The sequence below is a fragment of the Candidatus Coatesbacteria bacterium genome, from assembly GCA_014728225.1.
Classification (GTDB): Bacteria; RBG-13-66-14; RBG-13-66-14; order RBG-13-66-14; family RBG-13-66-14; genus WJLX01.
Window position 1 is genome coordinate 1 of record WJLX01000147.1, and the last position, 14,023, is coordinate 14,023.

Annotated in this window: 9 protein-coding genes; 6 read left to right on the forward strand and 3 right to left on the reverse strand. The window is 65.7% G+C overall.

The features are described 5' to 3' along the window. Positions 1-74 precede the first annotated feature (74 nt). The 4 genes from GF399_10670 (at position 75) to GF399_10685 (ending at position 7,137) form a co-directional block, all read left to right on the forward strand. A complete protein-coding gene (locus GF399_10670) occupies positions 75-665 on the forward strand; it encodes a hypothetical protein (protein MBD3400778.1) in 591 nt (196 codons plus the stop codon). Between the two features lie 434 nt (positions 666-1,099). Continuing rightward, the gene (locus GF399_10675; protein MBD3400779.1) at positions 1,100-1,729 is read left to right on the forward strand and encodes a hypothetical protein; all 630 of its coding nucleotides are present in this window, start codon (positions 1,100-1,102) and stop codon (positions 1,727-1,729) included. A gap of 56 nt (positions 1,730-1,785) precedes the next feature. Next, on the forward strand, positions 1,786-5,232 hold the full coding sequence (locus tag GF399_10680) for a T9SS type A sorting domain-containing protein (protein ID MBD3400780.1): 3,447 nt from the start codon (positions 1,786-1,788) through the stop codon (positions 5,230-5,232). Positions 5,233-6,174: 942 nt separating this feature from the next. Further along, a complete protein-coding gene (locus GF399_10685; GenBank protein ID MBD3400781.1) occupies positions 6,175-7,137 on the forward strand; it encodes a hypothetical protein in 963 nt (320 codons plus the stop codon). Positions 7,138-7,228: 91 nt separating this feature from the next. On the opposite strand, the gene GF399_10690 is transcribed toward GF399_10685, so the two are convergent. After that, a complete protein-coding gene (locus tag GF399_10690) occupies positions 7,229-8,449 on the reverse strand; it encodes a DUF438 domain-containing protein (protein MBD3400782.1) in 1,221 nt (406 codons plus the stop codon). Between the two features lie 131 nt (positions 8,450-8,580). On the opposite strand from GF399_10690, the gene GF399_10695 reads away from it, so the two are divergent. Continuing rightward, a complete protein-coding gene (locus GF399_10695; protein ID MBD3400783.1) occupies positions 8,581-9,744 on the forward strand; it encodes a hypothetical protein in 1,164 nt (387 codons plus the stop codon). A gap of 284 nt (positions 9,745-10,028) precedes the next feature. Here GF399_10695 and GF399_10700 read toward each other — a convergent pair whose 3' ends face one another. Both GF399_10700 and GF399_10705 read right to left on the reverse strand, forming a co-directional pair. Beyond that, positions 10,029-11,330 carry a bifunctional 3,4-dihydroxy-2-butanone-4-phosphate synthase/GTP cyclohydrolase II gene (locus GF399_10700; protein ID MBD3400784.1) on the reverse strand — a complete coding sequence of 434 codons (1,302 nt, stop codon included), beginning with the start codon at positions 11,328-11,330 and terminating at the stop codon, positions 10,029-10,031. 51 nt (positions 11,331-11,381) lie between these two features. Beyond that, complete coding sequence (locus GF399_10705) at positions 11,382-13,730, reverse strand: hypothetical protein (protein MBD3400785.1); 2,349 nt, start codon at positions 13,728-13,730, stop codon at positions 11,382-11,384. 119 nt (positions 13,731-13,849) lie between these two features. On the opposite strand from GF399_10705, the gene GF399_10710 reads away from it, so the two are divergent. Continuing rightward, a partial coding sequence (locus GF399_10710) for a hypothetical protein (protein ID MBD3400786.1) occupies positions 13,850-14,023 on the forward strand: 174 nt, incomplete at its 3' end.

Sequence of the window (14,023 nt, forward strand, 5' to 3'; positions counted from 1 at the left end):
ACAAGACTTGCCGTATGCGCCAACCTGTATATTATCTAGTAGGAAAAAAGAGATACGATTCCATCACGATTACTATGGAGGCTGTCATAAAGAAAACGGCCCTGCTGCTACTCATCGTCGCCGTCGGTCTCGTCCAAGCCGACGTTCTCTTCGAGGAGGATTTCGACTCGGGCGACCTCGACTCCTGGACCCTCGAACCCGGCGAGATCGGCCAGCGCTGGATCATCTCCAGCCAGCGCTACTACAACCCGGCCTACGGCGTTATCTGCGAGGAGGGCGACCAGCAGGACGAGCGCCTGATCTCCCCGCCCATCAACCTGACCGACAACTGCGAGTTAACCTTCCACTGGGCCGCCAGCTACACCTGGCTCGTCACGCCCCACAACAACGGCGATTATTCCCTTGAGATCCGCCAGGCCGGCGGTCCCGGCGCCTGGGTCTCCCGCTGGAACGAGGAACTCGTAGGCGTCTTCGAGAACTGGACCTGGTACGAAACCACCATCGCCATCGACGACTACTGGGAGGGCTTCGACGTCCAGTTCGCCTGGCGCCTGATCGGCGACAACGCCGCCGACGTCTGGCTGGATACGATCATCCTCACCGACGACGCCTCGACGGGCGTCGAGGAAACCTCCTTCGGACAGATCAACGCCCTGGGCCGCTAGGAACCACCACAGTGCAGTTGGGCGAATCGACGCCGGGTCGGCTGAAAAGTAAGCCGATCCGGCTGTTTACATAGTTCCAATAATGGACAAATCCCACCTGTCGACCAGGCGTCGCCGTTATCAGTCGCCGTTATCATAGGAGATATGGACAATAATCGGTCGATCATGGGTCAAACATGTGCCGAATAGTCGTCCCGACACGAACTATGCGGAATAATGAATAACATGCCTGATGGAATGAGCGGAGCGTCCTCGTTATTGGATGATAGAAGGCGTATTAGCACTTGTTAATGCGATGTATATCGTCATTATTATGTTTATGTCAAAATGATACTTGACATTATCTTGCCCTCAGGCTAGATTTATTGGTGATTTACCGTAAAAGGGCTCTACCGCATATTACTCCAGTACCGCACTTATTTCGGGAGGTTCCGATGAAACCCCGTGATGTTCTTGTTCTATTGTTATGCATAGTCCTGTCTGCGATCGCGGCCGACGCAGCCCCAACCGCTCAAACGCCCGAAGCCAAGCCCCGGCTGGCCGTAATCCCACTGGAGGCCGAAGGCGTCAGCGAGAACGACGCCGCCATCGCCACCCAGTACCTGACCACGGAGCTGATCCGCCGCGGCCGCTTCGAGGTCCTCGAGCGCGAGTACATAGCCGACATCATGGAGGAGCAGGCCCTGGCCCTGGTCTGCAACGACGTCGAGTGCGCCGTCGAGATCGGCAGGGTCCTGGCCGCCGAGAACGTCCTCGTCGGCTCGGTGCGCCGCTCCGGCTCCGATTATGTCGTCAACGTGCGGCTGATCGACGTCGAGCGGGGTCGGATCGTCGGCAGCACCACCGAGGAATGCGCCGCCCAGAGCGGCTACCTTTCCAGCCGCGCCGGTGAGATCGGCTCCCGGGTCTACCCCGACCGTATCGAGGCCGAGAACGATAACGGCTGGTTGTGGTGGACCCTGGGCGGAGTGGCCGCCGTCGGCGCCGGCACGGCCGTCTACCTGCTGGCCGGGGATGACGCAGGTGAGCACGATCCCCTGCCCGACTGGCCCGACCACCCGTGAGACCGGGCGAATATCGTACTGTGAACCTTACTTACACCTGCCGACGAGGGGTTATCATGCGTAAGCTCATCATTTGTTTGCTGTTGATCGCGGCGGGCGTCGGGGCGGAGTCAGCCGAGCAGACCGACTGGTCCGGCGGCCCCGGCGTAACGGGTCCGGTCACCGACTGGGGCGACGCCTTCTACACTTCCAGCGATGTCGACTGGTCCAGCCGGGCCGGCTCGCTGTTGCTGGAGGCCGTCCTGCTGGACGCCCCGGAGAAGAACACCATCACCGGCGAAATCACCTACGCCTTCCGCACCTGCTGCGCCGACCTCGACCAGGACGGTGATGTCGACGTGCTGCTGATCACCGATTACACCGAAACCGACAGCGACGAGGTCTCCTGGTGGGAGAACCTCGACGGCGCCGGGACCTCGTGGGAGCAGCACGTGCTGACCTCAACCTTCCCCGACGCCCAGGACATCAACTGCGGCGACATCGACGGCGATGATGACCTGGATATCCTGACCACGGGCTGGGAGTCCTCGTATCTAAGCTGGTGGGAGAACGTCGACCTGGGGACCGGTGACTGGGTCGAGCACGTCATCGATCTCGACGGCGACCCCGTAGTCAACCCCATCGGCGCCGATCTGGTTTATCTGGACACCGACGGCGACCTGGACATCGTGCTCAGCGATCTGGCACACGGCAACAGCAACGTCATGTTCATCGAGAACGATGATTACGGCGAGGATTGGCTCAAGAACACCATCGATGGTTGGTACAACTCGCCCTGGTACCCCAGGGCGGGCGATCTGGACGACGACGGTTACCCCGATCTGGCCGCCTGCAGCATCGGTTATGACGATGTGTACTGGTGGAGGAACGAGGACGGCTACGGCAACTTCGGCGCCCGCCAGACCATCTCCGACGGTGAGCTGGACGATCCCAAGCAGATCGAGCTGGCCGACCTGGACGACGATGATGATCTCGACGTCATCGTCTGCTCGCCCGAAGACGGTGTCTTCTGGTGGGCCAACGACGGCAGCGGCGGCGGCTGGGCGATGACCACGATCAGCGAGGTCTATGGTTCGCGCAGCCTGGAGGCCCTTGACGTCGACGCAGATGAAGACATCGACCTGCTGTTCTCCACCGAGGGCGGCGTGATCCTCTGGTTCGAGAACGCCGACGGCGTCGGCGGGTCCTGGAACGAGCACACCGTAGACGACTTCGTGCCCAACTGTCGCTGGGCCGAGGGCGCCGACATCAACGACGACGGTCACCCCGACGTGGTCAGCGCCTGCAAGACCGAGGACTCGCTCTACTGGTGGCAGTTGACGGGCTTTCAATCCGGCGCTCTGACCTCGTCGATCCTGGACACCGGTTTCGAGACCGCCTTCAGCTACGGCCTGCTGATCTGGGAGAGCGAGCTGCCCGCCGATTGCGGCCTGGCTTTCCGGGTCAGATCGGGCGACGACCATACCGACCTGGGCGACTGGTCGGATCCGATCAGCACCAGCGGCACCGATCTGAGCGGTTACCTGGCCCAGGCGGGGCGCTATTTCCAGTACCGTCTCGAAGCGCTTTCCGTCGATCCCAACCAGACACCGCGGCTCGATTCCCTCGAGATTACCTACGGCGCCGATGAGGTACCGCCGCAGATCGATCACCAGCAGATTACCAGTGCCGACCTGGACAGCGCCCTGGCCGTCGAGGCCGAGATCAGCGACAACAACGAGATCGCCCTGGCCCGGGTCTTCTACCGCCGCGGCGGTGACGTCGAGTTCAGCTACACCGATCTGAAGCCCGACTCCGGCGACACCTACAGCGCCAGCATCCCGGAGGCTTTCGTCACCGAGCGCGGGCTCGACTACTACCTCTGGGCCTCCGACGGCATCAACACCGTCACCCTGCCCGCCGACGGCCCCGACGAGCCCTTCAATGTGGCCGTCGAGTACGCGGGCGAGGGTATCGACCCCGGCGCACCCCAGCACGCCGGGAACACCGTGGCCGACTACCGCCTGTTCAGTGTGCCGACCGATTACGGTGCCGACGGCGGCTCACCGGCCGACGTCCTCGAGGACGATCTGGGCGCCTACGACGACGAGCAGTGGCGCCTGGCCCGCTACCAGGCCGGCGGCTTCGTCGAGTATACCCAGGGCTCGATCGAATACTTCAAGCCCGGCCGGGCCTACTGGCTGATTGTCGCCGCGCAAGGGATACTGCTGGACTCGGGAGCGGGCAGCAGCCCGGATTGCAGCGAGCCCTACGGCGTGGCCCTCGAGCCGGGCTGGAACCAGTTGGCCTGCCCGTTCTGCTTCAGCGTGGGCTGGCAGGAGGTGCTGGACTGCGCCGCGAACTCCGCCATCGCCGCCGACCTCGAACCCCCGGTGGCCTACGACGGCGACTTCGTTTACGAGCAGGCGGCCCTGACGCCCTGGACGGGTTACTGGGTCAACTACAACGGCCCGGCGGCGACGACGCTCTACGTCCCGCCCGTCGAGTACCAGCCCGAGGACACGGGGAACGCCGGTCCGCCATTCCTGCGCCCGCTCGCCGAAACGGCGGCCCCGGCGCGGCTCCTGGGCAGCCTGCCGCAGCCCTGGGTCAGCCGGGCGCCGGAGACCACGGACCGGCCGCGCTCGACGATCTCCGGCACCGTCGGTAGTTCGACGCCCGCCGCCCCGACGGTGGGCTCCCCGGGCGATCGTACCTCGGGTTCGCGGCCGACGGACGTTACGACAACGCCGGTCGCCTCGTTCGTCGATTCCGGCGCCGAGCCCTGGTTGCTTGAGCTGCGGCTGGATTCCGGCGGCCTGGTCGACGGCTGGAACCGCCTCGGCGTAGTCGTCGGCGCCGAACGTTACTGGGACGAGCACGAGCGCCACGAGCCGCCCCACCTGGCCGGGGCGCCGCGCTTGAGCTTCGTCCACGAAGATTGGCCCAGCCGCCGCGGCGTCTACGCTACCGACCTGCGGGCCGCGGTCGGCGAGGGGGCCGAGTTCGTCCTCGAAGTGACCCCCGCCGCCGGCGCCGACGAGGCCCTGTTCAGTTGGCGCAGCCTGGAGGAGCCGCCGCCGAGCCTCGAGGCCGCCCTCTACGATCCGGCGGTGGGTTGCTGGCTCGAGCTCGACGGGGCCGGAGATTACCGTCTCGAGCTGCTGCCCCGCGAGGACGCTCGGACGCTGAGGATCTACGTCGGTCCGTGCGGCTGGCTGGACGAACAACGGCCTGAAGCGCCGCGCCGGGCCTACCTGCTGCAGAGCTACCCCAACCCGGCGGCGGACGAGCTGACTATTCGCTTTGGTCTCGACGAGGCCGGACCCGTGGAGTTGGCCGTCTACGACCTGGCCGGACGGCGCGTGGTCACCCTGCTGGACGAAACCCTGCCGGCCGGTGAGCGGGCCGTTCGCTGGGATGGTTGCGACAACGCCGGTCGCGCCGTGGCCGACGGTGTCTACCTCTACCTGCTGCGCAGCGGTGCGGAGGCCCTGACCCGCCGGCTGGTGATCAGCCGCTGACGGCGTTATTCACTTGAGATGCGACGACGGGAGGGGCCGCGCGGCTCCTCCCGTTCTTCGCGTAAGGGTCTTGCCGTTTCGTACGCAGCGGCGTCACGCTTCTTGCAGGCCGCGGCGCGCTGCCGCGCCCCGCGGCGCAAGAACCGCGCCGCCGCCTCCCGTTCCGGCGCTCCGTAAGCCCGCCCGGCGGGCGATTGATGCTGCTGAGCTGGCAAGCCGAGCTGACGAGACCGGAAAAGGCTTGCCTAGGATTGTAAAAAAACGCGCCAAGTTAGAGTGTTATTGTTCTTCACCGGATCATTAACGAGTCGAAGAGTTAAGGCGACAAAGCGACGAGGAGACGCTGATGCGGGCGCCGCAATCCAGAGTGTTGTTTTCCCTCGTTATCCTGAGCGGTCTGACTCTGGCGGCGGCTTGCGACAGCGCAACGGGGAGCGGTGAAGACGGCGATGGCGACGGGACGCCCCCCGACGCCCCGCTGCCGCTTTCTCCGGAGGACGGCGCCGTCGACGTCGAACTCCGGCCCCTGTTCAGGTGGAGTTACGAGCCCGACGAGAACCGCGGGGACAGCCGTCCGCATCGCGAGCGCCCCGCGGCTCCCTCCGCCACGCGGGATGCTGAAGCAGCTACGCCGGCGCAGGCCGGGGCAGAGCAACCATCGGCGACGGTCCCGGCGCCGCCATCAGCGACGACGGTCACCTCCACCTGCGAGCCGGCGACCAGCTTCACCCTGCAGGTCGACGATGATCCCACTTTTGCTGATCCCGAGATCGACGAGAGCGGGATCCTTGGACCGAGTTTCAAACCCTCTTCGGAATTAGAGTGCAGTACCGAATATTATTGGCGTGTCAAGGTTTTACGTAGAATCGGGGGGTCAGCGACTGGTCGGAAGTCTGGAGCTTCACCACCCTGGAAAACACATACACCTGGCAGATTCAGACGGTGGACTCGGCTCAGGATGTCGGGCCTTGGAACTCATTAGCCATCGATAATTCCCATTACCCTCATATTTCGTATTACGACGCGATCGACGGCGACCTCGAGTACGCCGTCTGGAACGGTTCCGACTGGGATATCGAGACGGTGGACTCGAAGGGAGATGTCGGACAATGCAACTCCCTGGCCTTGAACCACTCTGCTGAACCGCGTATATCCTACATCGATGTAGACGAGGGCTCGTTAAAGTTCGCCGAATGGTTTAGTTCCGGTTGGAGAACCCAGACCGTTGACTCCAGGGATGAATACGGTAATTGCACTTCTCTGGCGCTGGATGACGCTGGTAAACCACATATTACCTATAGTGATCTTTCCTGGTGTAACCTTATGTACGTGGTCAGGAAAAGCTCGAGCTGGTATTTCGCAATAGTGGATACTCAGATTACTACGACCAACAACTCGCTGGTCTTGGATGGCTCCGACTACCCCCACATCGCCTATAACGATTACTATGGACAAGAGCTTCATTACGCCTGCTGGAACGCTGACGGTTGGGACATCGAAACCGTTGGAACGGTTGATTTCGTCGGAGAGCATGTCTCGTTGGCGTTGGACAATGCCGGCAACCCGCACATAGCATATTATTCAAAAAGCTATACCGCCCTCAAGCTCATTCGCTGGACCGGTACACGCTGGGAGGGCGAAATCGTCGACGGGCCGGGACAGGTTGGTGAGTATAACTCCCTGGCGCTGGATGATTCCGGTAATCCGCATATCTCCTATTATGATGTTACAGAGGGTGATCTCAAGTACGCCGCCTGGAATGGTTCCAACTGGGAGATCGAGACGGTGGACTCCGACGGCGACGTCGGCAAGTATACCTCCCTGGCGCTGGACCCCAAGGGTAACCCGCGTATCTCGTATTACGACTCGGGAAATTATGACCTCAAGTACGCCCGGCGCTACTAGTGTTTGTTACGATTCATTATTAAACGGGCGGGGCTCGTCGGCCCCGCCCGTTATCATCGCTTCAGACTGTACTTCCAAGGTTCGTGTACGCCTACTCCCAGTCCAGCAGGCGCTTGTCGCCCTCCAGCTTGCGCAGCGGGGCGATGTCCTGGCTGACCTCGATCACTCCGCGATACCCGCCGGCGTCGTCGCGCAGGGCGAAGTAGCGGATGTGGACGTACTTGTCGTCTAAGTGGATGTAGAACTCGGCGACGTCGCGCTCGCCGGACTTGAAGGCCGCGACGATCTTCTCCACCATGTGGACGGACTTGGGCGGGTGGCAGTTGGTCACCCGGCGGCCGATGATCCCCGGGGAGCGGGGGAAGATGCGGTCGTCGGTGGCCGTGTAGTAGCGCACCTCGTCGTGCTCGTCGACGAAGGTGACGTCGAAGGGCAGGTGGCGCAGCAGCAGGTCGAGCTGTTCGGTGGTCAGTTCGCCGGTGGTCAGCTTGTGCATCGATCCCTCCCGGGGTTGGCTCGTGCTCATGTCTGTTTGATCCTCGGCGCCGTCCAGGGCGACGGGGGTGTGCCAGGCGTAGCCGATCTCGGCGCCGCCGGCGCGGATCCGGCGCCAGTCGTCGCCGTCGAGGTGCTCGAGGGCCAGGGGCAAGAGCACCCGCTCCTCCTTCTCGATCATCCCCCGTGCCTTGTCGAGGTAGGCCCGTCCGGCCTCGAGCAGCTCCCCGGGCTCCCCGTCGATTAAAGCCCGGCGGGTTTGCCGGTAGAGTCCGCGGACCTCGTCGTGGACGCCCCACATCACCTGGGTCGGCCCGGAGAGGTCGTGCCGCTCGAGGTAGGGGAAGAGCTGGTTCTCCTTGCGCCGGTAGTGCAGCTCGAGGCGGCCCAGGTCTTCGAGCAGCGCCGCCGCCGCGTCGCGCCCCTCCTCCAGGGCGGTGGGCGAAGCGGCCGTTCGTGCGAGCAGTGCTTCGAGTTTCGCCAGACGCTGCTCCAGCAGGCGGTTCTCCACCTGCAGGATACGGGCGGGGTGGCCGGGCTCCAGCTCGAGAAGCTCCGCGCTTCGCAGCCCCCGGCGGAACAGGCGAACATGGACGTCGCAGAGACGCTGGACCTCGCTCGGCGGTAGGCCCTCGTCGATCAGCTCGCGCTCGACGGCGCCGATCTCGGCGGCCCCGGCCCCGGCCAGCAGGGCGCCGAACTCGTCCTCCAGCTCGGCGGGCTCGGCCCCGGCGTGCAGCCGCCGGATGACCTCCTTGAGCCGCTGTTTCCGCGCTTGACGCTCCCGATCCTCGCTCAACAGCTTCGCCCCCTTCATAGCTTATTAGATCTTTATAATACTACTACGCGGCCGCGGTAGTGTAAAGAAAACCGCCGGAGCTTGCCCGACAGGTAAAATGGGGTTATTATTATACCGTAACCAAAACGTAAGGGGGGATTGTCATGTTAGTGAAGCTCAAGCGCAGAAAACGCCCGCCTTCCGGCAACGTAAGCAAACCGTCGATCGGGCGGAGGCGCCTCCCGGCCCCGGCGCTAATCCTGGCGCTGGTCCCGGCGCTGTTGCTCTCGGCCTGCGAGCCCAACACCGGTGGCGCCGACGACGGCCTGCGCGACGACGATCCCCCGCCGGCCTGGCGCACCGAAACCGTCGACGGCTTCGGCAACGACTACGTCGGCCGCTCCTCCTCCCTGGCCGTCGACGCCGACGGCGTGCTCCACGTTGCCTACTACGACACGGTCTGGGGCGACCTGAAATACGCCCGCGGCACCAGCGGCGATTGGTCGATCGAGATCGTCGATGCCGCGGGCAATACCGGCTGGTATCCCGCCCTGGAGCTGGACTCCGCCGGCGCGCCCCACGTCGTCTACTACGACGAAACCGACCGCGAGCTGCGCTACGCCCGTCGCGCCGTCGACGGCTGGCTGCGGGAGACGATCTGCGACATCCTCGTAATCGAGCCCGAGGCCGCCCTGGCACTTGACGGCGCCGACCGGCCCCGGCTCATCTTCTGTGATCACTACGCCCTTGCCGTGCGCAGTGCCGTGCGCGAGAACGGAGTCTGGAGTTTCGAGACCGTCGAGGAGGAGATGAACATTGGCAACGGGATCTGCCTGGCCTTCGATAACGAAGACACCGCTCACGCCTGCTACGTCGACGGCATCATCTACGAGCTGCACTACGCCCGACGCGCAGACGACGGCTGGAGCCTCGAGAACGTCGCCGGCGATGACAACATTAGCTGGTTCCCGGCGCTGGAGCTGGACTCCCGGGGACGGCCCGTCATCGCCTACGCCAATTCGACCACCGGAGCACTTCGCTACGCCCGCCGTCTCAGTGACGGCTGGCATCACGAGGACATCGACACCGACGACGGCGACTACCCCGGCCTGGCCCTCGACGGCGCCGACGGCGCCTATGTCTCCTACTATGCCCGCGACACCAACCACCTGCGCTGCGCCCGGCGGGACGGCGCCGGCTGGGAGACCCGCATCGTGGACACCGTCGGTTGGGTGGGCTACTATACCTCGATCGTCCTCGATCCCGCCGGAACGCCACACATCATCTACCACGATCGGGACGCCGGCACCCTGCAGCACGCCTGGCTGGAGTAGCCGAAAGCAAAAATCCACCCCGGGCGGGAGCCGCCAACGGCGCCCGCCCGGGTTAACAACACGGCGGCCCCGGAAAACGGCCTGCTGAAGATTCCCCAGCCAAACCCGCCGGCTAACGAGCCGGAACCGGCACGGTTTTTGCGGAGGCCGACCGTTAACATTCGTCCTAACGGTCGCCGAGATGCAAAAACCGTGCCGGTTCCGGCGGCGCGGGGTCGGCAATCGGTTGAGCTTCGCCGACGGCCGTTTTCCGGGGCCGCCGCCGACGCTGCTAATGTCCTCGACTAGGTTTCACCGTCGTCGTGCTCGCGGGAGCGGGCGGCGGTCTCGGGGAATTCGACCTCGCGCTCGTGCTGGTGGCCGCAGGTGGGGCAGGATTCGAGGTGTTCGAACAGGTGGCCGAGCTTCTCGCGCTTGGTCTTCAGATAGTGCAGGTTCTCATCGGTGGGATCGACCTCGATGGGTACCCGCTCGACGATCTCGAGGCCGTAGCCCTCGAGGGCCACGATCTTGCGCGGGTTGTTGGTCATCAGCTTGAGCTTGCGCAGGCCGAGCTCGTAGAGGATCTGGGCGCCGATGCCGTAGTTGCGCAGATCAACGGGGAAGCCGAGCTCGAGGTTGGCCTCGACGGTGTCGCGGCCCTGATCCTGCAGGGCGTAGGCCCGGATCTTGTTGACCAGGCCGATGCCCCGGCCCTCCTGGCGCAGGTAGAGCAGCACGCCGCGGCCTTCGGCGGCGACGGCCTGCAGGGCGACGTCGAGCTGGGGGCCGCAGTCGCAGCGCAGGCTGTGGAAGGTGTCGCCGGTCAGGCACTCGGAGTGGACGCGGACCAGGACGGGCGCGCCGTCGGTAATCTCGCCCATGGTCAGGGCGACGTGGTACTCGTCGGAGACGGTGGACTGGAAGGCGTGGATATCGAAGCGGCCGAAGATGGTCGGCAGTTCGGCCCGGGCGGCCTCCTCGACCAGGACCTCGGTCTGGCGGCGGTACTCGATCAGGTCGGCGATCGAGATTTTTTTTACCCCCCACTCTTTACTGTATTCGTCAAGCTGGGGTTGGCGGGCCACGCTGCCGTCGGGGTTGAGGACCTCGATCAGTACGCCGGTGGGTTGCAGTCCGGCCAGCCGGCAGAGGTCGACGGTGGCTTCGGTGTGTCCGGCGCGGACCAGCACGCCGCCGTCCCGGGCGCGCAGGGGGTTGATGTGGCCGGGGCGGGCGAAGTCGTCGGGACCGACGGCGGGATCGGCCAGGGCGCGGATGGTCGCGGCCCGTTCATCAGCGGAGATGCCCGTGGTCAGGCCCCGTTTGTAATCCACGGTGACGGTGAAGGGGGTCCCGAGGGGGGCGGTGTTGTCGTCGGGGGCGACCATCATCTCCAGCCGCAGCTCGTGGGAGCGGGTGGCGGTCATCGGCGCGCAGAGCATGCCCCGGCCGTGGGAGAGCATGAAGTTGACGTCGTCGGCGCGACAGTGTTCTGCGGCCATGATCAGATCGCCTTCGTTCTCGCGATCCTCGTCGTCGACGACGATGATCATCTCGCCGTTCTTGACGGCCTCGAGGGCCTCCTCGATGGCGTCGAAAGGCACGGGGTCTCCTTTGGTTGGCACGTCGGGCGGATTATAGTCCGCCGCGGCGGCTTACTCAAGCCCGCCGACGGCGGGCAGCGAGCGCAGCTCCGGGGGGATCGGCAGGGCGGGATCGAGCTCCCGGGCGGCCTCGAGGTGCTCGGCGGCTTCTACGGGACGTTCGAGCAGCAGACTGAGCCGGGCCAGGCTGAGCCGGGCGCCGGCGTCGAGGGGCGCCCGATGGACACGCTCGAGCCAGAGCTCGTAGGCGGCCCGGTAGCGACCGGAAAGCTCGTAGACCATGGCCAGCAGACCGGCGGCGGCGCCGTTGTCCGTGGCCAGCTCCCGGGCCGTGACGGCGTACTCCTCGGCCGTGGCGAGGGCGTCCTCCGCCGCGGAGGAGTCGCCTCGTTCCCGGGCCGCCAGGGCGTCCTCGAGGGCCAGCCGCCCCAGGCCGATCCGGGGTTGGACCAGACGGGGGTTGAGCTCGAGGGCCCGTTGGTAGAGCGACCGGCCCGAGTCGCGTTTGCCCAGGGCCAGCTTGAGGGCGGCCAGGTCGACCAGGGCGGGGGCGTGGGCGGGATACAGCTCGACGGAACGCTCGAGGACGGCCTCGGCCTCCTCGAACCGACCGAGCCTGCGCAGGTTGAAGGCCAGGGGTCCGAGGACCCGGGCCCGCTCGTCGCCGGACTCGACGGCCCGCCGCCACTCCAGCAGGGCGTGGTCGTGGAGGTCGTTGCGCTCGAAGTCGGCGGCGGCGTCGGCGGCGGCCAGAGCCTGCGGGTTGGCCGGCAGCCCGTCGAAGTCGAGGACCTCGCCGCCGTCACCCAGCCGTCCGGCGATCACCAGCAGTACGGTCAGGGCCCAGACACCGCCCAGGCGGCGCGGTTCAACCCGGCGCGACAGCAGCAGAGCGGTCAGACCGACGCCCAGGGCGACCAGGGCGACCCGGCTCCAGAGGGCCGTGGTCAACAGGGCGGCTGCGGCCAGCCCCAGCCCGGGCAGCAGCGCCGTCAACCACCGGCGCAGGCCCGCCGGCAACGATGAACCTAACAGCGCCTCGTCGCGCCGTTCCAGGAGCCAGCTGCCCAGTACGCCGATCAGCAGTGTTCCGCTGAACAGCCCGGCGGGCAGGGCCGTGGTCACCGCGCCGCCGATGAAGACCGCCAGCCCGACGGCCAGGGCGGCCAGCAGCGAGGCGCCGACGAACAGTCCGGACAGCGGCCAGAGCCGGTGCAGGTTCAACGGCCGCAGATTGAGGAAGGCCTGCAGGGCGGCGAAGACGGCCAGCGCGCCCAGCAGGTAATAGTTGACCGTTCCGGCGTAGCCCACGGCCAGCAGCAGGCAGACGGCTCCGGTGTTGCGGCGCTCGCGCCGGGTCAGCGCCGCCGGGTCGGCGGGATCGTCGTCGGTGGGTTTGCTCCCCGCGGCGTCCCCGGGCAACAGCAGACGCAGACCCAGGGCGGCGTGGAAGACGGCCAGCACTCCGCCCAGCACCGCCATCCAGTCCAGGGGGTTGCTCAGCGGCGCCCCGACGGCTACAGCCCGGTAGCCCAGCCAGGTGCCCAGTCCGGCGACCAGGGCGTAGCCGCCGGTCTGCCAACGGAACGCCCAACGCGCCAGGCGTCCCAGCTTGCGCCGGTTGTAGACCAGCAGCCAGAGCGCCAGCAGCGGCGTCAGGTACAACAGGTCGAACAGGGCCGTCGAGTAGTCGGACAGGTCCAACCAGGGCCGCAGGGCCAGCCCCCGGCTGCCGAACAGCACGGCCACGTTGGGGATCGTCGAGCCGCAGGCCCGCAGCAGTTGATGGAACAGGTAGGGCAGGCTGAAGACGCTGACCATCACCATGAAGATGACGGGGACGCTGACCAGGGCGAGCCAGACCTTGCGTCGCTTGAGATAGATGTAGTAGGCGCCGAGGACGACGCCGACGGCGGCCTCGATACGCACCCCGGCCGTGGCCCCGGGAAAGCTGACCGTGGGGTTGAAGTAGTTGGCCACGCTCCACCAGAAGCGCCCCGGCTGGATGGGGAAGTAGCTGATCTTGGCCCCGGCGTTACCCATGATTATCTCGAGCAGGGGCGGCAGGATGGTCAGCGTCCAGGCCAGCACCAGCAGGCGGGTCGTCTTCTCCACCCGTTCCCCGGAGAGGACCGCCAGCACCAGGGGGATCAGCACGATCCCCGGCAGGTAGGCCAGGGGAAAGTGGACGAAGTAGGCCGCTGGATAGTAGAGTTGACTCCCCGCCGCCAACGCCTCGAGAATGTTGCGCAGGGCGAAGGTCCCCCCGAGGATGACGAGGAGCTTGCCCAGGCCCAGCTCCGAATCCTCGAAGTAGGCCAGTAGGCGCAGCACCAGGCCCTCGAGGCGAGCGTAGAGCCGGCCGGGCAGGCTGCGGCGGGAAACGTTTCGCTCGGTCATGACGTATCCGGGTTTGATGTGCTGCTGTGCCGGTTTACCGCCCCGGCGGGATAAGTCGGCTGATTATAACATTTACCCGGCCGGGCGTCGGCCCCGGCCGGGCGAACCAGGGAGTGACTGTGAACAAGGCCCTTTGGCTGACGCTCGCGAGTTTGTTACTGGTCGGCGGCGCCGTCGCCGAGGAAACCCCCGTCGCCGCCGAGGTTCCCGCCTCCGGCCAAGACGCCTTCCTCGTCCTGTTGCTCTCCACCGGCGACGACGAGGCCTTCGATCGGTGGAACACCCTCGAGGGC

Coding starts and splice junctions, on each gene's coding strand:
- GF399_10670 (MBD3400778.1), top strand. CDS start 75: ATGGAGGCTGTCATAAAGAAAACGGCCCTGCTGCTACTCATCGTCGCC.
- GF399_10675 (MBD3400779.1), top strand. CDS start 1,100: ATGAAACCCCGTGATGTTCTTGTTCTATTGTTATGCATAGTCCTGTCT.
- GF399_10680 (MBD3400780.1), top strand. CDS start 1,786: ATGCGTAAGCTCATCATTTGTTTGCTGTTGATCGCGGCGGGCGTCGGG.
- GF399_10690 (MBD3400782.1), bottom strand. CDS start 8,449: ATGAAGGGGGCGAAGCTGTTGAGCGAGGATCGGGAGCGTCAAGCGCGG.
- GF399_10705 (MBD3400785.1), bottom strand. CDS start 13,730: ATGACCGAGCGAAACGTTTCCCGCCGCAGCCTGCCCGGCCGGCTCTAC.